This window comes from Faecousia intestinalis, from assembly GCF_040096185.1.
In the GTDB taxonomy this organism is placed as follows: domain Bacteria; phylum Bacillota; class Clostridia; order Oscillospirales; family Oscillospiraceae; genus JAZOXB01.
Map to the genome: position 1 here is coordinate 1 of NZ_JBBMFF010000280.1, position 23,094 is coordinate 23,094.

General features: G+C 49.3%; 25 protein-coding genes and 1 pseudogene. All 26 read left to right on the forward strand.

Annotated features, from left to right (window positions below):
* Positions 1–498, forward strand: a pseudogene (locus WMO66_RS14310) (hypothetical protein); the annotation flags it as partial.
* Between the two features lie 562 nt (positions 499–1,060).
* Positions 1,061–3,103, forward strand: coding sequence for an RHS repeat-associated core domain-containing protein (locus WMO66_RS14315; RefSeq protein WP_349137029.1), 2,043 nt, complete (start codon positions 1,061–1,063; stop codon positions 3,101–3,103).
* 1 nt (position 3,104) lies between these two features.
* Positions 3,105–3,845: a hypothetical protein gene (locus WMO66_RS14320; RefSeq protein WP_349137030.1), complete on the forward strand. Its 741-nt coding sequence runs from the start codon at positions 3,105–3,107 to the stop codon at positions 3,843–3,845.
* Between the two features lie 262 nt (positions 3,846–4,107).
* Entirely contained in the window at positions 4,108–4,482 is a 375-nt protein-coding gene (locus tag WMO66_RS14325) for a hypothetical protein (protein WP_349137031.1), read from the forward strand.
* Positions 4,479–4,964 carry a hypothetical protein gene (locus WMO66_RS14330; RefSeq protein WP_349137032.1) on the forward strand — a complete coding sequence of 162 codons (486 nt, stop codon included), beginning with the start codon at positions 4,479–4,481 and terminating at the stop codon, positions 4,962–4,964. The genes WMO66_RS14325 and WMO66_RS14330 overlap by 4 nt, the downstream gene beginning before the upstream one ends.
* A gap of 420 nt (positions 4,965–5,384) precedes the next feature.
* Positions 5,385–5,513, forward strand: a complete 129-nt coding sequence (locus WMO66_RS14335) for a hypothetical protein (protein ID WP_349137033.1) — start codon at positions 5,385–5,387, stop codon at positions 5,511–5,513.
* Between the two features lie 31 nt (positions 5,514–5,544).
* Entirely contained in the window at positions 5,545–6,303 is a 759-nt protein-coding gene (locus WMO66_RS14340) for a hypothetical protein (RefSeq protein WP_349137034.1), read from the forward strand.
* A gap of 69 nt (positions 6,304–6,372) precedes the next feature.
* Entirely contained in the window at positions 6,373–7,569 is a 1,197-nt protein-coding gene (locus WMO66_RS14345) for an RHS repeat-associated core domain-containing protein (RefSeq protein WP_349137035.1), read from the forward strand.
* Positions 7,570–7,599: 30 nt separating this feature from the next.
* Positions 7,600–8,301 (forward strand): hypothetical protein, encoded by a 702-nt coding sequence (locus tag WMO66_RS14350; protein WP_349137036.1) that lies wholly within the window; start codon positions 7,600–7,602, stop codon positions 8,299–8,301.
* 94 nt (positions 8,302–8,395) lie between these two features.
* Entirely contained in the window at positions 8,396–8,932 is a 537-nt protein-coding gene (locus WMO66_RS14355; RefSeq protein ID WP_349137037.1) for a hypothetical protein, read from the forward strand.
* 26 nt (positions 8,933–8,958) lie between these two features.
* Positions 8,959–9,201 carry a hypothetical protein gene (locus tag WMO66_RS14360; RefSeq protein ID WP_349137038.1) on the forward strand — a complete coding sequence of 81 codons (243 nt, stop codon included), beginning with the start codon at positions 8,959–8,961 and terminating at the stop codon, positions 9,199–9,201.
* A gap of 186 nt (positions 9,202–9,387) precedes the next feature.
* Positions 9,388–9,609, forward strand: coding sequence for a hypothetical protein (locus WMO66_RS14365; protein WP_349137039.1), 222 nt, complete (start codon positions 9,388–9,390; stop codon positions 9,607–9,609).
* Between the two features lie 19 nt (positions 9,610–9,628).
* Positions 9,629–10,741: a hypothetical protein gene (locus WMO66_RS14370; RefSeq protein WP_349137040.1), complete on the forward strand. Its 1,113-nt coding sequence runs from the start codon at positions 9,629–9,631 to the stop codon at positions 10,739–10,741.
* Between the two features lie 104 nt (positions 10,742–10,845).
* Positions 10,846–12,033 (forward strand): RHS repeat-associated core domain-containing protein, encoded by a 1,188-nt coding sequence (locus WMO66_RS14375; RefSeq protein WP_349137041.1) that lies wholly within the window; start codon positions 10,846–10,848, stop codon positions 12,031–12,033.
* Between the two features lie 14 nt (positions 12,034–12,047).
* The gene (locus WMO66_RS14380) at positions 12,048–12,728 is read left to right on the forward strand and encodes a hypothetical protein (RefSeq protein WP_349137042.1); all 681 of its coding nucleotides are present in this window, start codon (positions 12,048–12,050) and stop codon (positions 12,726–12,728) included.
* 136 nt (positions 12,729–12,864) lie between these two features.
* Positions 12,865–15,756 (forward strand): RHS repeat-associated core domain-containing protein, encoded by a 2,892-nt coding sequence (locus WMO66_RS14385; protein WP_435387810.1) that lies wholly within the window; start codon positions 12,865–12,867, stop codon positions 15,754–15,756.
* A gap of 19 nt (positions 15,757–15,775) precedes the next feature.
* Positions 15,776–16,363, forward strand: coding sequence for a hypothetical protein (locus WMO66_RS14390; protein WP_349137043.1), 588 nt, complete (start codon positions 15,776–15,778; stop codon positions 16,361–16,363).
* 87 nt (positions 16,364–16,450) lie between these two features.
* Positions 16,451–16,786 (forward strand): hypothetical protein, encoded by a 336-nt coding sequence (locus WMO66_RS14395; protein WP_349137044.1) that lies wholly within the window; start codon positions 16,451–16,453, stop codon positions 16,784–16,786.
* Positions 16,787–16,950: 164 nt separating this feature from the next.
* A complete protein-coding gene (locus tag WMO66_RS14400; protein WP_349137045.1) occupies positions 16,951–17,751 on the forward strand; it encodes an RHS repeat-associated core domain-containing protein in 801 nt (266 codons plus the stop codon).
* Complete coding sequence (locus WMO66_RS14405; protein ID WP_349137046.1) at positions 17,742–18,257, forward strand: hypothetical protein; 516 nt, start codon at positions 17,742–17,744, stop codon at positions 18,255–18,257. The genes WMO66_RS14400 and WMO66_RS14405 overlap by 10 nt, the downstream gene beginning before the upstream one ends.
* Before the next feature lie 153 nt (positions 18,258–18,410).
* A complete protein-coding gene (locus WMO66_RS14410; protein ID WP_349137047.1) occupies positions 18,411–19,106 on the forward strand; it encodes a hypothetical protein in 696 nt (231 codons plus the stop codon).
* A 79-nt stretch (positions 19,107–19,185) separates the two neighbouring features.
* On the forward strand, positions 19,186–19,653 hold the full coding sequence (locus tag WMO66_RS14415) for a hypothetical protein (protein ID WP_349137048.1): 468 nt from the start codon (positions 19,186–19,188) through the stop codon (positions 19,651–19,653).
* 367 nt (positions 19,654–20,020) lie between these two features.
* Positions 20,021–20,695 carry a hypothetical protein gene (locus WMO66_RS14420; protein ID WP_349137049.1) on the forward strand — a complete coding sequence of 225 codons (675 nt, stop codon included), beginning with the start codon at positions 20,021–20,023 and terminating at the stop codon, positions 20,693–20,695.
* A gap of 87 nt (positions 20,696–20,782) precedes the next feature.
* Entirely contained in the window at positions 20,783–21,937 is a 1,155-nt protein-coding gene (locus WMO66_RS14425; RefSeq protein ID WP_349137050.1) for an RHS repeat-associated core domain-containing protein, read from the forward strand.
* A gap of 13 nt (positions 21,938–21,950) precedes the next feature.
* Entirely contained in the window at positions 21,951–22,514 is a 564-nt protein-coding gene (locus WMO66_RS14430) for a hypothetical protein (RefSeq protein WP_349137051.1), read from the forward strand.
* 241 nt (positions 22,515–22,755) lie between these two features.
* Positions 22,756–23,094, forward strand: a 339-nt coding sequence (locus tag WMO66_RS14435; protein WP_349137052.1) for a hypothetical protein, incomplete at its 3' end; no start/stop codon positions are given.

Here is a 23,094-nt window from a genome sequence, read left to right on the forward strand (position 1 = left end):
CTGCTTTCGCCCCTGCCGGAGGCCAAAAAGATCAGTAAGCCGTATGCGCGCAAGTGTCCGTGGCGCGAAGGTAGCCTGCTGGCTTATCAGATTTTAAGTCCGGACATGAAAAATTCACCGTACTATCAGAAGTATGTTCTCCTACGTGTGGTCGATATCTGGCGGCGACCAGTCGTGCGGCTTGCCCCGACGGCGCGTTATAGTGAATCCATGTGTATCGGCCTGTACGGCTGGTGGGGCGATCAAATACCGGATGCCGCTATTGTGAAGGGCCTGAAATTTGTTCCAATGGATACCGTCGGTCCAACTCAAATGTGGTGCGTCTTTAGTTGGGGTTTACATCGCGGAGAAAAGCCGCAGATTACTTTGATAGAAGAAGATCTGGCGTGGAAAAGGGAGGATTATCCGTTCTTTAATACGGATTGTAAGCTTTGCACATATACAGACTATGCACCATTTGATATAGATTTATGCCGTATTATACTGCCAAATTTATAACTGATAACAGTAACATACTTACTGCAGATACGCTGAGCAGCTTTACGACGCCGCAAACCGCCTGTCCGCGCAGGGCTGGACGATCGGCGGGACGAGCTACCGCGAGTCGTATGCCTACGACGCGTCAGACGGCAGCCTGACCACGCTGAACACGGCCGTCGGCACGAAGATCGGCTACAACTACGACGCGCTCAAGCGTCTGCGCAGCCGCGCAATTTATCAGGGCAGCACGCCGCTGTTCGAAAACCGCTACGCTTATGCCACGCAAAGCGGCAATCAGAGCACGGCGCTCGTCGAATTCTTCAACTACCGCCTTGCCTCGGACGACGGAAACGGCGACATCATCGTCGGCTACCAGTACGAGTACGACAAGGGCGGCAACATCACGGACATCAAGGCCGAGGTCGACGGCGCGCTGATCCCGCTGGAGCATTACGAGTACGACGAGAAGCAGGGCCAGCTCAAGACGGCCATCCGCTATGAAAATGGCGAAGAAGCCGACAGATGGACCTATTCCTATGACACGGCAGGCAACATCCTGTCAGAGGACCATGAGGGCACCGTGAGCGAGCTGCACGAGTACGCCTACGAAGACGGCCGTTGGGGCGACCTGCTGACCTCCGTCGACGGCATCGACCTCGAGTACGACGGCAGCGGCAACCCGACGCTTTACGCGAATGGGACGGAGCTGCTCTGGAGCATGGAGTGGCAGAACGGCCGCCAGCTCAGCCGCGCGTCCACCGAGCGCGACAGCACGACCGAGGACGTCCTCGACTTTGCCTACGACGCAAACGGCATCCGCACGAGAAAGACCGTTACGCGGAATACCTACCGTCCTGTTCAGACTTATAAAGTTACTTTCATGGCCGATGGAAAGACCGTCAAGACCATGAACGTCACGGAAGGCTACACCCTCAAGGACAGCGACTACCCGGCCGTCCCGACCAAATCAGGCTATAGCGGAGCATGGAAGCCATATACCGCAGCGATTCATAACGATATAACGATCAATGCAGTATATACGGCGCTCAAAACGAAGCATACAGTCATATTCTTCGCGGATGGTAAAGCGCTGAAAACCATGCAGGTAGACAATGGGTACACGTTGAAAGCCAGTGACTACCCCTCCATTCCGGAAAAAGATGGGTATACCGGCAGGTGGGATACCCGCGTAACGCGGATCACGAAGGATACGGCCATCTACGCCATTTATTCCAACAATTCCACGCATACGGTAACATTTATCTTTGCCGAGGTGGAGCGCAACACCCTGACTGTTGCAGATGGATACATTTTAAAGGACAGTGATTACCCGGTTCCGCTGATACCGAGTAAGGATCCGTCAGCCGTCGCAGTTTGGGAAAAATACACCTCGCCGATCCACGAGGATATTACCGTGCGCGGAAATTGGCAAGGCAGTGCAGTCCTTCCGACAGAACCCAGTTATCCGGATGAGATCATGTCCGGCGGAAAGGGCGAGCCTGTTGAGGCGGACGAGCCGGAGGAGAATGGTGCGGAACCCTACAGTGCGGGAGCGATGGACGAAGCGGACACCATAACGCATGACTATCTGACCCAAAGCGGCAGGGTCGCAAGGGAAACGATCCGGCAGAGTGTCGGCGGAACGGTTCTGAAAACGGAAACTTTGGATTTCTTCTATGACGAATCCGGAAGACCGTTTGCGTTCAATTACTCTGTCGACGGGGGTATTGCAAGCACCTATTATTACATCCTCAATCTGCAAGGTGACGTGGTCCAGATCATTGACGCAAATGGCGTCATGCAGGCAGAGTATGTCTATTCCCCGTGGGGCGAGATTATCTCCGCGGAGGGCGATCTAGCCGAGATCAACCCGCTCAGGTATCGCGGATATTATTATGATAGTGAAACGGGATTCTATTACCTGCAGAGCAGATACTATGACCCGGAGAATCATAGGTTTATCAATGCGGATACCTATGCCAGCACAGACTCGAGCGATGCCATTTCCTGCAATGTGTTTGCGTATTGCCTGAATGATCCCGTTAACCGAAGCGACTCCGACGGCAATAAAAGCCTTAAAGATATTGCAAAGAGTGCTATAAAAGGATTTGTGAAACATGTCGTAAAGCCTGTAAATAACTGGACTGCAAAGCAAATATCAAAATTAGATTTTACATATTCCACCGGATTGGGCCTTTCCGGCTCCTTCGGAATATGGAATATGAGCGGGCAGCTTGGCCTGTCGATTGACAGCGGCGGGAATGTGGAGATGCAGTATACGGTTGGCGGTGCTGTTACAACGGGGTCTGGTGTATCGCTAATGAATTATCAGACGATAACCAACGCGCCGAATGTAACAAACCTGCACGATGATGGATATCAAGTGGGAGCTTCTGTAGGGGTCCCAATTTATAATATCCCGGCTGCGGCTGGAGCAGATATAAATATCATTCCGGATACGGACGCAAACCGCACATATTACGGTTTTACGAGCGGTGCTGGATTAGGTACACCCGGAATGGAGGCTCATGTAGGTTGGTCCACGACTCGTCCGGTCAAGGGTATAAAATTTAATATAAATGAAATTTTCAATTCGTTTTACGATAAGATATTGGGGTGGTAACATGCAGAGAGAATCTGTGGAGATCTTCAGGCTAGGCCGGATCATACTAATTATCCTAGCCGCAAGTTGTTTATTTACAATGTATGGAGCGGCGCTCGACAAGGGTTTTCTGCCTGAGGAAATTCCATCCGAACAAAAGGAATCCTTATTGGAACGGCTGGACGTGCAGTTATTTTATGAGGCCCCGCCCGCGAAGCCCATCGAGTGCTTTGCCGTCAGCGAGTCGGAGTTCGTTGCGATCGGCATCACCTATGACCCCTATCGCGAGGAGGAATCGGGATATCGCCCTAACAGGTTCGTTGCCGTCTATAATGCGCAGGGCGAATTCCAGTATGGTTTGACATTTTCCCATACTGGTGGCTTCGAATTGGATTGGGATCAGGGAAATCTGCTGATTTATTTGGATAGAAGCGGAATTCTGGTATCCATAAACGGTGACGGAGTGTGCACAGATGCCTACAAAGTGCCAACTACACAGGAGGGAAACGCCTATCTGCAGACACTGCAGTCCTCTCATCAGACCCGTAATGGAAAAGAATTCTGCCTCGAAAAGGAATCCGGCACAGTGAACTATTCCAGAGCAGTCGTAAAAACAGACAGCGGCACGACGATCATCTATGATGCGACCGACGCGTCTTCGCAGCAGGCAGTCTGGCTTGCAATGTACTTTGGGGCGCTGCTCGTGGCGGTAGTGGTAGGCCTTATCATTACGATGAAGAGACTTAGACAAGCCAGAAAATAGATGACACCTGCTAGAGATGAAACTTTCGCCTTTAGCAGGTTCCGCATAACCTACAGAAAGGAAGTGTCCTTTTGCGCCGAACAAAGCTCATTTTCCCGCTGATCCTTCTTTCCCTAGAGGATGGCTTTGACGTGGTCGACTCCGAACCGACGAATGTGTTTAATAACCACCCGGTATATAGGTTTAGTGATCCATATAAGTTTCTCCGTAACAATCACGGTGTTGTTGCTGTCAGTATTTTTATCTATCAAGGAGGTTAACCATGAGCGCATCAGGAAAACGCCTTTTGGCCGCCTGCATTTTTGCGCTGTGCTCGATTCCCGTCCTGATCGTGTATACCTGGGTGTTCACGCCGGATCTGATCCCACATGAAGGCATCTGGTACTGTGAAGAGCTGGACGCGACATGGGACCTCAATACATCATCCGGAACGATTCAGGTGAATGGGAAACAGGAAGCATTTGTTTCGCTGCACCAGTTCTATTGCAATCTGTTTTATTTTGAGACTGAAGATAGAAAAACCGTGTTCTATGGTGAAGTTGTACGTGCTGCACGCAGCAAAATTGTCGTACAGGATACGGATAGTGGAGAAAAATACATTTTCCTCCGACAGGATACGAAAGGAGAGCAGCCATGAATCCGAGATACCGCAGCCGGGTCGGGGCGCCGCCGCAGCTGGCGGCGGACGCGGCAGCATCGGCCATTTATTGTGCAATGCCGTTTCTGGTGGTACATTATCTGGGAGACTGGCGGCTCACGCCCCCGTGGCTGGTCCTCCCGGCAGGGATGCTGGCCGTTACCCTGTATTGCCTGATCCGGGAGCTGGCCGCGGTGACGATCGCGGATGGGAATATCTGCCTGCATCGTCTTGGCTTCAAGGTCACGGAGTTCCCGCTGGAAGAGCTGTGCTCCGCAAAACTCATATTCAAAAACGGCCAGTGCAGTCGGGTCTATCTCTCTGTGCACGAGGAAACCGATCTCCGGCGGGCGCTCAGAACCGCCAATCGCCGTGGAGGGAAAAGCATTCAGTTCGCAGCAACAACGAAGCGGTTGGAGCAGCTGACGAAACTGGTCTTGCTGCAGCCGTGTGATTATCCGGGAAAAAGGAGAGCGGAATAAACGCCTGCCGATGCAAGTCAATGCAATCGTTCATCTATTGCAGGTTCATCCTGAGAAAGCGATAAGGAGCAACAACATATGGGCGGGCATTTGTGCAATGATTGGCGCATTACAAATCAAATGAATTATTTATTTCGGGCAAGACTGATAAAAACAACATTTTCTGAATCCTCTCACAGCGACCATGAGCACTGCGAATTCTGCTTCGCCAAGTTCGGAAATGCCGAGGGATTATTGCAGTCCGGCTATTGTACACTGGATAAATACCATTGGGTCTGCGACGAGTGTTATCGTGACTTCCATGCACAATTTGAATGGACTGTCCTTGATGAAAGCCACGATTCTCCGAGTGAGTTGCGCTAAAGATGAAACTTTCATCTTTAGCAGGTCCGCCCCATCCCACAGAAAGGAAGTGACCCCTTGAACCAGACAGAACTCCTGTTCCCGCTGATCTTTATTTCTCTGGAGGACGATAGCAGCATTGTCATCCCGCCGCAGCCGACCAGTCCCGGAGGCAAGCGCGATGGCATTGCTTTTGCAATATTATAGCTTATTATTTTTCTGCAACGAGGCTTTCTGTATGTATAACAAAGAACAAATTGATTCGGAATTCATGAAAACACATGGATTCCGAAAAAAGGGAACGGCTTTCTTTCGTGTATTGGCCAGTGAGATTTTGCAGGTCGTAAAGACTGAAAAGGGGCGAGGCGGAGCTGAGATACAATTTGGCGTGTTCTCTCTGTATTCGGAATTGCTGCCGCAATGGCTGACTTCCTCCGGCTGTATTCCGCGATACCACGTTATCGCTTTTCTTGGCAGACGCTCGGTTCTGTCGCTAGATCCGAGCGGCCGGGTCGAGATAATTGGGATGAAGGAGCAACTTGATATTTTTTATCAGAAAGCCGTTCCGTGGCTGGATTCTATCATAACGCAGGAACAGTTATGCGATGGACAGCTGATTATGGATACATGCGCCGGAGGAAAGTATCTTTGGAACGATATGCTCAAATTTGCTCCGTTCTTGAAAATCCGGGACTGGCAATGCGCGGAAATGGTTCTTTCTGCGATTCTGGAACAGCACGGGTTTACGGTCAGCACACTGCAGGTCGATACAGGTTCCTGTAAATCGGATACTTGGAAGAATGCGTTTGGGCTATACAATGATGATATAGAACTGTTTCGAAGATTTCCGAGATGCAAACAAAAGACCACCGGTGATTTGCACAAAGAATTCATTTTAGAAAAAGTCCGCGCACGAGATGAAGCTTGGGCGGAAAGCTATTTGGAGGAAATCTATCAGAAAAATAGGAAACTGCTCCGAGAAGCAAGGATCATATAATACCAGCTAAAGATGAAACTTGCATCTTTAGCAGGTCTGACCTACAGATAATGAATAGGAAGTGACACCTTGAACCAAACGAAATTCTATTTCCCACTGATCTTTATATCGCTGGAGGACGAGCCGTGGGAGCCGATCGAGCCGAATCCGAATGCGTCCCCGGAGGACGATTCGGACGTTGCAGCGCAGGATCTGTCTCAGTCCGACTGGACGCTTGCCTCGACCGAGACTGTGACGCATGACTATCTGACCCAAAGCGGCAGGGTCGCAAGAGAAACGATCCGGCAGAGTGTCGGCGGGACGGTTCTGAAAACGGAAACTTTGGATTTCTTCTATGACGAATCCGGCAGACCGTTTGCTTTTAACTACTCCGTTGACGGCGGTATTGCAAGCACCTATTATTACATCCTCAATCTGCAAGGTGACGTGGTCCAGATCATTGACGCAAATGGCGTCATGCAGGCAGAATACGTCTACTCCCCGTGGGGCGAAGTGATTTCTGCCGAGGGCGGTCTGGCCGAGATCAATCCGCTCAGGTATCGCGGATATTATTATGATTCCGAGACGGGGTTCTACTATTTGCAGAGTAGGTACTATGACCCGGAGAATCATAGGTTTATCAATGCGGATAGTTATGCGAGTACGGGGCAAGGATTTCTTGGCGTAAATATGTTTGCATATTGCAATAATTTACCTGTAATACTCCATGATTCTAACGGCGAATTTCCGAGTCTATTGATTGTCATCCCAATTGTGATTATTGCTGGACTGCTTGGTGGTTGCGAATCGGAGATGGAAAAAAAGTGGCCAAAAGAAGGCCATTATAAATACAAGCCTCGCGGTAGTAGTTCAATGGATGATAATTGCTATAGCTATGCGTTCGACTACAATGGCGTCTGCGATCCTGGAGACTCATCTGGTGTCAGCTCGAGGTTGGATGATGCTGGCGGTGAACCTCACTATAATCTAGGAAGCATAAAAGAAGGGGTCTTGGCTGATGCAGCAGTACGAGGTAAGAATGTAAAATATCTTCCGAACGAATATATTAATTACAAAATTCCAGACGGAGCATATTTGATTGCTTGTAAAATTTCGAGCGATGCAACGGACTATCACTTTGCCGTGATGTTGTCAGATGGTATTTGGATCGATAAGCCGGGCATCGGCGAGACCAGATATGGTGCTATTGACGGATTTGCAAATACTTGGACTATCGGTGACATAACGTATGCGGGAGATACAATGTATTTCCTCTACACCCCATAAATCAATGGGATGTAATAGGAGGAATACATTATGAATAATTGGATCAAACGGCTCTGCACTGCTGCGTTTTTTCCGGCGGCCCTGACCTGCATACTTCTGGCGCTCTGGCTGTTTCCGCCTGCGGTCCCGGTCGACAATATTACACCTGCGGAGGATATCATTTCGCGCGAATATAGCTTGGAGCGGCTGCTTCTCACAAAAGCAATCTTTGATGTCCGGCATGGCTTTGAGGAAGTTACTGCGCAGCAGCTTGCGCGGGAAACCGGAGTCCTGCTGGAATGCAGGAGGCAGATTACAGAGCGGCAATACTATTATGTTGTGGAAGGGTGCGGCTATCAATGCTTTCTCTTCGCTGATGAAGACGATATTCTGTATGATGCTATGATTTTCGGCGGCTTTGCTTCGCAGGCGGATGTCAAGGATATAATCGCTGACCTTGAGAACGTCGGGATCGACATGACGGTCGATGAAACATCGCAGTTTTATCTGCGGGATAATTATCGCGTGGTAAAGCATGTTCCGGGGATCGATTATCTGTATTTTCCTCTTGCGGACGGCGTGATGATCATGAGTCGGCCAACCTTGTACAACCATGAGGCTGAGCCGCAGTATTACTTCTACAGCGATGCGGATTGGCCTGCTGCTGAGGCGGAATGGAAAGACCGATACGGGATGTCATGGAGCAATCCATATAATATTCTGCCGATCGATAAGACCGCGTGGCCTAAATAAGGCGGCAGCATTGATTCGATGCAGAACCTGCTAAAGATGAAACTTTCATCTTCAGCAGGTCCGCCCCACAGACTACAGAAAGGAAGTGACCTTCTTGCGCCAAACGGCACGCTATCCCTTACGGACAATCCTTTCTGCCGAGAACTGCCATCGGGCCACCGCCGACTGGCAGTGCGCCGTGGGGACCATCGTGCCGAAGGAGAGCGGCAAAACGATCCGGCGGATCATTGTCTACTGCGCGTTCGACCACAATTCCGGCACGGCCCGGTTCGACAACCTCTCCCTGCGGCAGGAGCCGGTGCAGACCTACTCCTATAACGCCGACGGCAACGTCACCGCCGCCACGCAGACCGGCACGGGCACGGAAAAGGCGGGCTACACCGGCGCGTGGCAGCGTTATACCGCCCCGGTGCACAGCAATGTAACGGTTAGCGCAACATACACGAAGATCACGACATATTACACGGTCACCTTCGTGGCGGATGGCTTCACGGTCAAGACCATGCAGGTCTACAGCGGCTACATACTCAAGGACAGCGATTACCCGAGCGTTCCGGAAAAGCTGGGCTGCGATGGACACGGTCACAAGTGGCGTGTTTTCCCGGATAACAGAATTGATTTTGTAAAATAATGAGTACCAATGATTGGAGTATAACTATGCAAGAAAACTGGTATGACTGGGCTGTTAGAACGAAGGACTATCTGCACAATGCAACGCTTTCCCCGCGGCAATTTGACGCGGAGAAAACGGACCATGTCCACTGCGAGATTTGTTGGGCAAAATTCAGCAAGCGTTCCGAGGATCTGCATTTCGGCTATTATGAAGAGAAAAGCAATAGTTGGATCTGCGAAGAGTGCTTTCAAAGCTTTGGCGCATTATTTCATTGGCAACTAAAATAATGTCCATAATTTTTGAGATGCTTGTAAAAGTCATTTCTAAGCAGTCCATAGCAATGGCAGGAAATAGCCTTATTCGGCTTTCTACATTAAAATGACACCTCGGTGCTAGTCAGAACGGCAAACCTGCTAAAGGCGAAACCTTCATCTTTAGCAGGTACACCAAAAACGAACAGGCAGGTGATACATTTGCAGCAAACCAGATTTTTCTTTCCTATGATTTTCCTTTTGGGCGAGGAGGCAATTCCGAAACGGATTGGCTACACAGGTTTGTGGCCGAAAACAGGCGCGATCCATGGACTTGTTAATGGGGTCGTTCCTAATGAAGCGGTAAGAAGAGTTGCTATGATACCTTCGCAAAAAGAAAAAACGCCGTGGAAATTAATTTTTGTAGCGATGTTCAGTTTGTAGAGAAGGGGTGCAGAGCAACATGAAGAAAACAAGAAGCAAAAACTTGCGCTCCTTCCTTTTCCTTCTCCTTGCAGCAGCTGCCTGTCTGGTCTTCTTCCACTACAATAATCGAGTAATTCTTTATAACGTCCCGGGCGACGTTGCGGAAATTGGGGCGCATCCGGCTAACAACCGTCAGTATCGGGCAACTGTATGGATGGGAGTACATGCAAATGAATTATATTTTTATACCCGTACAGAGCTGCTCGTAAATCGGACAAAATACGGAGGGAAGCTGTGCATATTTAAAGATGAAACTGCTTGCAATATATCAAGGCTGTCTTACGATACAAACAATGTGAGGATAATGGGGCAAAGCGGGAAATACCTATATTATTGGGCTAATAAGCAGGAAAATAATTATTCGCTTTACTGTTATGACCTGTCAACGAATACAAAACAGGCAATATATCGAGGTGATCCGCATGGTAAGAAGACCAGCTATTTCGCAGAAGACGGCACCTGCTATTTCCCGCTGGAAGTCGAACATCCCGAGGATGTACCACAGTTTGTTCATGTCTCCGGAACTGAAGTTTTGGAAGTATGTCCGCTTACAAAGGGATATCCCCTTGGAGATAGAACATACGAGGTGGTAGCCGGATATGGCGATGTCGAAGCAGAACGAATTTTTTGCAAAGACCGTGACGGAATAACAACAGAGTTAACATTTGAAAAGTGTCGCGCGAGTACGCGCGCAATCATCCCATGTGCCGGGGGACTTTTGATTCACAATGATCGCTTGTCAACAATGCTCTACTACATTTGCGATGATGGAGAGATGACGCTGCTGTTTTCCTTGCCATGTCTTGCATCACAAAGCTCTGTTCAAACCTGCGGCTCGACTGTCTATCTTTCTGTAAAACGCTATGTGTCACTCGGTGAAATTGGCATGCGCCGCCTTGAAAACGACACAGAGGAAGGAACGTGGCGTATTGACCTGAAAGACGGGACGAAGGAAAAGATAAACGATTATATTTTCTGCGGAATGTATAATTTTGATGACACCTGTATTTATTGCTGCGATGAGGATGGGAATATCTACCGGATGGAGCTGGATGGCGAGGTATCTCCTATTCTAGTGAGGAATAACTAAGCGGGGAATTGTTCTGCTTACCGGGCGGGAGGGGCAAAACCTGCTAAAGACGAAACTTTCATCTTTAGCAGGTCCCCAATAACCCACAGAAAGGAAGTGACCCCTTGAACCAGACAAAACTCCTGTTCCCACTGATCTTTATTTCTCTGGAGGATGAGCCGTGGGAGCCGATCGAGCCAAATCCGAACGCGGCCCCGGCGGAAGAGCCGGTTGCCGCGGAGCCGGGCTTGTCCGAATCCGACTGGACGCTTGCCTCGACTGAGACCGTGACGCATGACTATCTCACGCAGAACGGCAAGGTCGCGAGAGAAACGATCCGGCAGGACGTCGGCGGTACGGTTTTGAGCACAAAAACGCTGGACTTCTTCTACGATGATTCTGGCCGACCGTTTGCGTTCAATTACTCTGTTGACGGCAGCGACTTTGAGACATATTACTATATCCTCAACCTGCAAGGTGACGTGGTCCAGATCATTGACGCAAATGGCGTCATGCAAGCAGAGTACATCTATTCCCCGTGGGGCGAGATAATCTCTGCGGAGGGCGATCTGGCCGAGATCAACCCGCTTAGATATCGCGGGTATTACTATGATTCTGAGACGGGGTTCTACTATTTGCAGAGCAGATATTATGACCCCGAGAACCATCGTTTCATTAATGCGGACACAGAATCCAGCACTGGACAGGGGTTCATCGGAACAAATGCATTTGTATATGTTCTCAACAATCCGGTTGCCTTGGCAGATAGTGGCGGAGATAAGGCGGATATCACTATTTGGTCCCATCGAAAGACAAAATATACAGAGAATTATATTATTACCATGACGGCAGAAATGGTTATTGAAACGCCTATGTTCGACAAGATGACCGCTAAAGTGTCGAAAGATTCGCTCGCTGTTACTGCGTTAGGGAAAAAACTGCAGGGCGACTACTTATCGGCGAATTTCAGTATTGATGCAACAATGTCAGATGACAGACTAGCTGTCATGGCAAGCTGCAGTGTGGGAAGCGAGCACTTTTCCGTTGGACTTTCCGGAGATGGACTTACCTTTAGCGGCAAGCTACCATTGACTGAGGATTCTTATTTGAAGCTGAAGGTCGGAGTTATACCCAAACCGCAAGGAAAGGACCAAAAATTACGCGAGGCGGCGGGCTACATTGCACAACCTGTGTTTGCGTTTATTCTTCCGATCGGTTTAGGAATTGATGGCGCGCAGCAGCCGGGAATCATTGATTCTTCTGGGGGAATGGATGATTTCGTTCGCCCGCGTAGAACATGCCTGATATATTAAGGAGGGTAAAATACATGAAAAGAAATATTCGAAGAGTTCTTATTGGGCTTGCATTCGCGGCAGCGGCATTGGTTCTGGTCGGCGTGCAGAAGTACTATCCTAAATATCGTGATTTCAGAGAACAGACAAATTACAGGTTTGCCTCCATTGCGGATTTCTTCTATCAGCTGGGGGAGGCCAGACTGCTATCCTATCAGTTTTCTGATCAGGACGTTTCGGATATCGAGGTTGGATTGCAGCACATTCGAACGATGGAGATCGTTACGTCACAGGGAAACATGTATCTGCAGGCCGTTGCTGTGAAGTCAGCATTTGGAACGTATTATCGCTTTTTTGACTGCCATTACGATATTGACTGGGATCTTGTCTCTACGGCAGATTTCTCTGATAAACTTGACGGTTTCGCGCGGATCAAGGCATTGCAGTTGGATGGCGGATTCCTTTTTCAGGTCATCGCATCCAGCTATTTTCTGGACAGCAACGGCCGACCGCTTGAGTCGTTCCGAATCAATCAGGACTATTATTTCAATCATTCCGAGTATCCGGGCTATTTGCAGCTGTTTTGGGTTGAGGGGGATGAATTGCCGGAGGGATATCATCTCTCGTGCCTTGATGACTCCTTTTTTAGCGTCGACTATGAAGGCTTGGTCGACTCTTACCAGAGAGAGAAGCTGTATCGTGAAGCGAATCGGTGAGGGAGATAGGACCTGCTAAAGCTGAATATTTCATCTTTAGCAGGTCTTCCCCTCTGGCTGCCTCGTCCTCTCCACGAACGACTACGCTCCGCGCGGCGGCAACCTGACGCAGACGACCTACGCCAACGGCGTGGCCGTGACCTACAGCTACGACCTCCTCGACCGGCTGGTTGAAAAGTCGTATCACGAGACCGGAAAGCCGGACTTCACCATCCGCTACACCTACAACGCCGAGAGCCAGCTGGCCCGCCTGCGCTACGAGGAGGACGGCGAGACGGTCGGCTCCTACGCCTTTGAGTACGACAGCCTCGGGCGGCTCATCCGCAGCACGGCCATGGATGAAAACGGCTCTGTCACGCAGCGAACGGAGCACCTTTACGATGCGTTTAACCGCCTCTCCGGCCAGAGCTGGACGCTCGGCGCGCAGACCTACTCGGAGCGCTACGCCTACAGCGACGGGGAAAAAGGCGACGGCAGCCTGACGTCCATGACGGCCGCAACGGGCGACAGCCTGGAATTCGGTTACGACGCCCTCAAGCGCCTGAATCGCGTTACGGTGAAAAACGGAAGCTCCATTATTCTAAACACGGCTTACGCGTATCGTGACGTGAGCTGGAACCGCGGCAGCGCGCAGGTGGAGTTCCGCAACGTCCGCCTCGGCAGCGACAGCGGCATGCTCCTCGAGGGCAAGAAATACAGCTACGACAAGGCCGGTAATCTGGTCATGATCAGCGAAAGCACCGGCGACTTCAACAAGCTCGTCGAGTATACTTATGATAGCCAGAATCAGTTGACGTCGGAGGCATATTACAAGTCCGGAGAGGCAGAAGCCTATATCACCTATAATTACACCTACGACACAGCCGGAAACCTGCTGACCGTCTCCCAGAAAAAGGGAAATACCACGACGCTGCTCCAGACCTACACCTATGGCGACGCGCAGTGGCATGACCTCCTGACGGCGGTCAACGGGCAGGCGATCTCCTACGACGCCTCCGGAAACCCGCTGTCCTACGGCGGCTGGAGCTTCGGCTGGCAGAACGGAAGACAGCTGAAAACGGCCTCGAAAACCTCTGACGGGAAGACGGAAACGTTAGAGTATTCCTATGACGCCGACGGCATCCGCACAAGCAAGACCTATACCGTCGAGACGTTCACGCAACTTCCGGACTATACCGTGACCTTTACGGCCGACGGCGCGACCGTCAAGACCATGACCGTCGAGGATGGCTACACGCTGAAAGACAGCGACTACCCCGCCGTTCCCACCAAAACCGGCTATACCGGCGAGTGGGTGAAGTATACGTCGGCAATTCACAGCAATGTTACGGTGCAGGCGAAGTATACGGCCGTCGTGGCGAAGTATACCGTTACCTTCAAGGCCGACAATACGGTCGTCAAGACCATGACGGTCAAAGACGGTTACACCTTAAAGGCCAGCGACTATCCGACCGTTCCCGCAAAAAGCGGCTACACCGGCGAATGGGTGAAGTATACGTCGGCAATTCACAGCAATGTCACGGTGCAGGCGAAGTATACGGCAGTCGTGACAAAATATACCGTGTTCTTCAAAGCGGACGGCTTTACGGTCAAGGCGATCCAAGTGAACGACGGGTATGTTTTACAGGATGCGGATTATCCGGAAGTCCCGGCCAAGGTCGGCTGCAATGGCGCGTGGGAGAAGCATACTGCGGCGATTCATAGCAATGTGACGATTAACGCGGTCTATTCGCCCATTTCCTCACATTATACGGTCACCTTCAAGGCCAATGGGGCAACGCTCAAAACCATGACGGTTGCGGACGGTTATGTCCTGAAGACGAGCGACTATCCGACGATCCCAAAACGGGCTGGTTATACGGGGTCGTGGCCGAAAACAGGCGCGATCCATGCGAACACGACGATCACGGCTGTCTACACGAAAGATAGCGGAATCGTCATCCCGACCCAGCCGACCAGCCCCGGTGAGATCATGTCCGGCGGCGAGGGCGAACCGGTCGAGGCGGACGTTCCTGCTGAAGATGAAACTATTGCCCCGCAGGGAACTCATGTCACCGGAACGCAGACGGTCACGCATGAGTATCTGACTCTGAACGGAAAAGTTGCCAGAGAGACAATTAAAACGAATAACTCCTTGACAGCCGTGCTGGATTTCATCTATGATGAATCCGGGAAGCCGTTTGCGCTCAAGTATTCAACGAACGGAACGAGCTTCCAAACATATTATTACGTTCTGAATTTGCAGGGCGACGTGGTGAAGCTGATTCATTATATCCCCGGCTTTGAGTATGAGTCTGTCGCGGCCTATGAATATGATGCATGGGGAAATATCGTGTCCAGTTCCGGTAGACTGGCTGAGATCAATCCTCTCAGATATCGCGGATACTATTATGATTCTGAGACGGGATTCTATTACTTGCAGTCTCGTTATTATGATCCTGCGAACCGGAGATTCATTAATGCCGACATTTACGCCAGCACAGACTCAAATAATGCACTCGCCTGTAACATGTATTCGTATTGCTGGAATAATGTTGTGATCTTATACGATTCAGAGGGAGAACTTCCCAAAATAGTTACAGTACTCGATGTACAAACACATGCCACAGGTACAGATAATGATAGCGGAGCAATTTTCTTTGCTACAACTATTACTTATACTGAAACATTTACAGTTAATAGTTTCTTTTGGACGGTGTACGAATCTTCAAGCACATATACTAATTCATATGAGTTTAAACTAACTCCGAATAGCGTTTTGCAATTTGACAACACGCAAGTTAATGCGAATGATTTGCTAAAGAGCCAAATTTCTGAATGCATTGCGAGTGAAATGCTTCGAGTATCGCGAGAGGTATACCCTGATGCACTCTCAAATCGTTCTGTACGGGGGATAGCGAACGAATTGGTTGTGCATTACCTACTATCAGACATTGTAGAACGTGCGAAAGTTGCTGATATGGGTGATACAAAGAAAACAGCGCGGGGATATGACAGGAACGCTTGGATATTTGAGGCACTTAACTGAGAGAGCCGGGGTAGCGAGTATGAATAAGCATCAAACTAATATCTTAGTTGGAGTTTTGCTAGGTAGCTTATTGGCTGTGGCAATTTTGCTATTTCCTGTATTCCTGATGGTGGGCAACGAGATTTACGGAAGATACGAGGCCAAAAAGCAACTGAATAACCCATATATTAATCAGCACTATGTTGATTGGAGCAAGATTTCGCTTAGCCCGCTTGATATTCAGTTCCGCCTGCCGTCGGATTGGACATTTTCTTTTGAAGAAGGTAATCATTCAATTTACGATGCGCTTGGAGAAGAGATCGCAATTTTCAATACGCAGGCAGAGAGAATGGACGTCGGAGCATTTGTACAGTCAGTTACCGGAATAACTGTTTCTTCAATAAAACGCACTTCTTTACAGTATACCTGTTTTGGCACCAGAGTTTCGCTTAACGAGCTGGCGTTGGGAGAAACCGCGGGCGGCATTATACAGTACTATGAATTGTGCCTTTATGATAAAACTGATCCGGCAAATTATATCAGGATTCTTTTTGAACGGGACAATCTTATATCAGATACAGAATTGTTGAAGTATTGCGAAGCGATTGCCTATTCATTTTGTTATTGATCTGCTCTTTAGCCTGTTTAAATCTCTTAAAGCTGAAATTTTCATTTTTAGCACGGCCCCGATAGCCTGCAGAAAGGAAGTGACCTCTTGCACCGAACAAAAATCTATTTCCCAGTGATCATCCTTTCCCTTTCGGACAGCAACTATCCGACCGTGCCGATCAAATTCGGTTACACGGGCAGCTGGCGCAGAGTGATCACGCCGATCCATGCGAATACCACGGTGTATGCAGTTTATACGGCGACCGGCAGTGGCGGAGGAGGCGGGGAGATCATTATCCCGCCGCAGCCGACCAGTCCCGGTGAGATCATGTCCGGCGGCGAGGGCGAACCGGTCGAGGCGGATGCTCCTGCTAAAGATGAAACTATTGCCCCGCAGGGAACTCACGTCACCGGAAGCAGACTGTCACCCATGAGTATCTGACCCTGAACGGCAAAGTCGCAAGAGAGACAATTAAAACGAATAACTCCCTGACAGCAGTCCTTGATTTCATCTATGATGAATCCGGAAAGCCGTTTGCACTGAAGTATTCGACGAACGGAACGAGCTTCCAAACATATTATTACGTTCTGAATTTGCAGGGCGACGTGGTGAAGCTGATCCATTATATCCCCGGCTTTGAGTATGAGTCTGTCGCAACCTACGAATATGATGCATGGGGCAATGTGTCCAGCTCCGGCAGACTGGCTGAGATCAATCCGCTGCGGTATCGCGGATACTATTATGATAATGAGACAGGGTTCTATTACCTGCAGTCCCGTTATTATGATCCCGCAAACCGGAGATTTATTAGTGCAGATGTTTATGCTTCAACGGGACAGGGATTCGTTGGAACCAACATGTTTGCATATTGTAATAATAAGCCTATTATCAATAGTGATCCTAGCGGCCATGCCTTGCGTTCTAATCTAACGGCGATCTGTGATGGTGGTAGCGGATATCTTGACAGAACAAAAGATGTAAAACGTGTGCTGCGGGAGAATTACGAACAGGCAAAGCGGTGGGGATGGGAACTTGATGGCCCATTTGAATTCTATGATGCGGTAAAGGATGGGGGCAAATGGGACTACAAGCTCCATCCAGACGGAAGTGAGTGGATACCGCGGAACGGTGTTTTTTCCGTAAACGGCAAAAAAATGACGGCAGAGCAACTTGGAAACATTAATTACGGATTTACGGGTTCCGTATTGGGTTTCCCGGCTCCAGTTCTCCGTATGGCTGGCGGATTTGTGGCAATTAAGAACAGCGGAATTAACTGGGAAGATTGGTGGTATGATTTTGATTCTAAAGAGGATGCTGAAATGATTCAATTGGGTATTGATATGGAGTACCTCATGACAATCACTGGTTATTCTACTGATGAGGTGGTGGATTTCTTTTGGAAATGACGAATAACTATGTAGGAAAAACTGTAAAACTGTCCATATTATGCGTAATTATGGCAGCAACGATAGCATTTAGCATCTGGCATTCCTGTGGCTATTGCGCTTCGGCTGATGACGTCGCACAAATATTCCGGCAAAATGAGCAGCTGTTTGAACGTTGTCAAAGTGCGTTGGAGCGGGAACCTGCCATAAGCCACATTGTGTTTCGAGAGGGAGAATGTGTTTCGAACGTTTCTTATTACTGTATAGATGGCGTTTATTATGCAGGAGCAATTCCTGGTAAAGAGCTGGCAAATATCGTTTCAGAATTGGAAAATGCAATTCCCCTTCGCCGCATTCAGATTCGGGACGGCGGGAAGAAAGTCAATTTTTTCCTGCAAGTGTCTAACCTTTTGAATGCCGCCGGCATTTGGTATTTGGAAGACGGTGGCTTGGATACGATGTATATAAAGACGTATATAAAAGAGAGTGTCGAGTGCATTCCCAACTGGTTCTGCTACATAACTTAGGGGTAATTTAACCTGAACGGTTGGAACCTGCTAAAGATGAGGCTTCCGCCTTTAGCAGGTTCCCGCTCCGACACCAGTGCACCGTAACAAGATGGCAAAATCCGTGATAAACTTGACAGAGTGACGCGGATGGTGTATTCTGGCGGCAGGTATGTGAATTACCGTTACAATGCAGAGGGTTCCCTTGCTGAGCTGGACTACGGCGAGGGCGACGCGGCCCCGACGGCGACGTACCGCTTCGAGTACGACTCTCCCAGTACAGACTCGGGTGACGCGATTGCCTGCAATATGTTTGCGTATTGCCAGAATAACCCAGTTATGCTTGGCGACGAAAACGGCGAAGTTTGGAGCAAACTTGTCTGTATGTTAGTTGGGGCCGCAGTTGGCGCGTTGACCAGTGCACTAGCAACATTGACTACCGGGGGTAGTGGCAGGGATGTGCTCAAGTCGGCGGTCGTTGGCGCATTTGCTGGAGGTGTTATCGGCTTTACCGGGAGCATGAAAGCGGGGAAATATGTCGGTAGGGCAGTCGGATCAGCAATAAGTGCGGTAGATGCCTATGTTACCGCGCGAAAAGCTGGAACTAATGTTGCGGGCTCTTGTCTTGCAGCTGGAGTAGCTTTTAGTGCTACGTACGCAGCAGCGTCCATTAGCGCAGGGACCGGTGATGATCATACCGCAGGAATAATGTCCGATATGACATTTGGCTTCAGCGGCGCGCTTGTATCTTCTAGTGGTACGGCAATAGCCGAAAAAGTTTTCGCAGAAAAGAAAGATGCAGCTCCACAATTACCACATGTCAGGCAGGGAGCAAATAGACGGATAGTAAATCCTGCAATGCTTATGTGAGTGGGTGATTGACGTGGATATGGACAAAATCACAATTCGGAGTCCCGGCAGCCTGCTTTTCGCGGCAGGCAGCGGATATATGATCTATTTGATGATTCAGGATGCATACTGGGGCTATGGCTTTATTGCACTCGTCGGCTTTGTACTCTCCCTCGTATTTGCAAAGAGCTACACATTATGTGAAAAAGGCATAAAGCATAAGCTTTTCGGTATTTGCTTCAAAGTGACTCCATGGAACGAGATTCAGGATGTAATGTGCGTTTACATGCAGACTGGTGATAGATATAACACACCAACGCTGATGTTCACAACAAGGCGCGGCAATGTGTACCGTCCGGACGAAAGCGGCTATGTCCCGAAGGCACAGAGAAAAGCCTTTTATAAGGAATGGCTTTGCGGCAGAGTTTTTATGGTTCCCTACCCGTTGAAGAAGGGAACCCAGCGGTTCCTTGCAATCGTTGAAAAGTACTACGGCCCGCTGGATTACGATTTCGTTGCAGAAAAAGAAAAGCTCCATCCAAAACCGAAGGAGTGGTGGAAGAAGTAATGGGATAATTGGAAACCTGCTAAAGATGAAACTTTCGTCTTTAGCAGGTTCAACCTACAGACGATAGAAAGGAAGTGACCCCTTGCGCAGAGCAAAGTTTATTTTCACGCTGATCATTCTTTCTATACTGTCGATGATAAGTTTAATGTTAATACAACGGTAAGTGTTGTGCCAGTAAGTCTTTGGGAGAAAATATGCGCTTTCTTTAGTAAGACATGCCCCGGCATGGCAGATGGAGCACCTACTGGCGGTGGCATGGCCATGATGTACAGTGGTGGGGGCGGCGTTTATGCCTCATTCGGTGGGTTGAACCCAATGATGAAGCGGATATGTTCGTTCCTTTGATAGACAGTAGGAGGACTAAAATATGCACTTTAAGAAATTCTATCAGGCTCTTCTCTTTGCACTGGCCTGCACCATTGCCGGTCTGCTTCTTCTGTGGGGCGGAGCGACTTTATACCTAAAAGTTGCGCAGAACTACACCGCGGCATCTCCGGCCGACTGCGTCGCGCGTATCGTAATGCGGAATGGAAAGAAGATGCGTGGTCAAATCAGGCGATATGGTGAAACGCTGATGGAGGTTCCCCTGACAGATGAGCTGGAGCTCAAGCTGGTTGCGGCAACGGATCGCGACGGAAAAGAAAGCGATGTTTTCTTTGTCAGCAGTCAGACGCCGTTTGGAAAATGCTGGCTGTCCCCACAGCTGGACTATCTCTCAAAATTTCATGGCGCCAATGCCATAACTGCGGAGAATCCCACGATGGACGACTGGTATCGCTGCTATGTTTTGCGGTATCCGGATTGTCTGGTGCTTGCAATCGTCTGCACAGAAGCGCTCACGGACACGCTGAACGGTGAACCGGTGTATGTTGTAGATGCGGATGGTATTTTAGGCGCTACCGATCCGGATTATCCCGATGGGCTGAAGTTCTATTTCTTCGTTACTCCGCCTGTAGACGAGCTGCCGGATGACTACCATATTGAAGGCGAACACCTGACCTTGCGGCAGTATGAGCTTGCTTTCTTTTTAAGGGACAAGTAAATGCTGCGTCGATGATTCGGAGACCTGCTAAAGATGAACCTCCATCTTTAGCAGGTCCGCCCCATCCCGCAGGAAGGAAGTGACCCCTTGAACCAGACAAAACTCCTGTTCCCGCTGATCTTTATTTCTCTGGAGGACGATAGCAGCATTGTCATCCCGCCGCAGCCGACCGACCCGGGAGAGATCATGTCCGGCGGCGAGGGCGAACCGGTCGAGGCAGACGTTCCTGCTGAAGATGAAACCGTCTCCCCGCAGGGGATGCACGTCACCGGAACACAAACTGTCACGCATGAGTATCTGACCCTGAACGGCAAAGTCGCAAGAGAGACAATTAAAACGAATAACTCCTTGACAGCGGTCCTTGATTTCATCTATGATGAATCCGGAAAGCCGTTTGCACTCAAGTATTCAACGAACGGAACGAGCTTCCAAACATATTATTACGTTCTGAACCTGCAGGGCGACGTGGTGAAGCTGATCCATTATATCCCCGGCTTTGAGTATGAGTCTGTCGCAACCTACGAATATGATGCATGGGGAAATATCGTGTCCAGCTCCGGTAGACTGGCCGAGATCAACCCGCTCAGATATCGTGGATACTATTATGATAATGAGACGGGGTTCTATTATTTGCAGTCTCGTTATTATGATCCGGCAAACCGGAGATTCATTAATGCCGACAGTTATCAAAGTACCGGGCAGGGATTTGTTGGGACTAATATGTTTGCGTATTGCAATAATAATCCCATCACAGCTATTGATGAATCCGGTAAATCTGTTACTGCAATCATTATTGGAGCCTTGATTTGTGCTGCAATCGGAGGTATCGATGCATACTTAAGCGCAAAGACATCTGGCGCGAGTACTAACGAAGCATTATGGCAAGGTGCAATTGGGGCCGTAAGCGGCGCAGTAACATCAGTTGTAGCTGCTATACCAGCAATTGGCCCACCGGCAGCCACTTTAATCGGTGCCGGAATCGGCTTCGTTTCCTCAACAGCCTCCGAGGTGACTCACTATGCTTTTAATAAAGATAATCCTGATTATGAATTCGACACAGCAGAATCATGTGCTAACATTGTGTTTGGAACACTGTCAAATGCAGCATCGACATATATTTCCAAAGAGATTAATATGCTCCCCATGGGCGAAATTTCTCAAATATATGTTGGAACCGTATACTCAGCCGGACATACCGGTGGATGTTTCGGCCTTAAAAAGCTTGTTGCAGAATTATTCTAATTGGGGAGAAGTTATGAAGCATAATACAGATTCTACTTTATTTCGATGTACGATTTCAGGGCCTTCTGCACTAATAATATGTCCGATTTTGTGCATCGGGATGCTTATCGCAATTGTAATATGTTCTTATTACTTGGCTGTTATTCCACTATTGTTATTGTGTATCCCTTTGTATCCCCTGATTGGACTTGGTTTGTGGAGCACTTGGAAAGAAAGCGCAGTGTTGATTATTACGGATAAAGTGGTCTGTTTGATGCGCCATGGAAAGACAATAACTTCCTTTCCGCTCACAGAGCTACGCTCCGCAGGATTATACACCCTGCAATGGTATGACAGACCCTTCCAAAAGCTTTATTTCAGTACACTTCCTTACGATTCGGATGAGGAACGGCAGGCAGCGGAAGGCGGGATTAATAGCAAATTGGCAACAGAAATCCACCAGACGGAGAACAGGCCGGGAACACATTGCATTACAGTTGACAGGTCATCATATCGGATTGTTATGCTGCAGAAAAATGTTTCAATGTTTTCTAAAACGAATGATGTTGTATTCCGAATAACCAAGGCAAAATCGTGATATGGCTTTTGTTCAGGTATGCTTTCAAGCACTGAGTCAAGTTTTCATCTTTAGCAGGTAAACCCGCTGCAGCCGACCAGCCCCGGTGAGATCATGTCCGGCGGCGAGGGCGAACCGGTCGAGGCGGACGCTCCTGCTGAAGATGAAACTGTTGCCCCGCAGGGAACTCACGTCACCGGAACACAGACCGTTACCCATGAATACCTGAGGAAACACTAATTGGTCTAATGAGGGAATGACAATGGATAACTTCAAGAGGCAATTCAAACAAGGTGACGACTATTGCGACATCCGGGCGGACTATCGCAGCCTGATCTCCATCGGGAAGAGCGTTGAGGAAACGGAGGACCTGCTGCTGCGGGCCTACTGCCCGAAAGAAGGAGACCTGCTGTTCACGCCCACGTTTTGGCTCTCCCTCGGCATCTGCGAATGGGAAACTGGCCGACTGACGCCCCGGACGAAGGAGGAGGCGCTCTACTGCCTTTCGCTATATCAGGAGACGGTCGAGCAGCGTTTGGCCGCAGGGCCGAATGAGCGGCTGTCGGACATGCTGCAGTTTTTCCGGGAAACGCAGGAAATG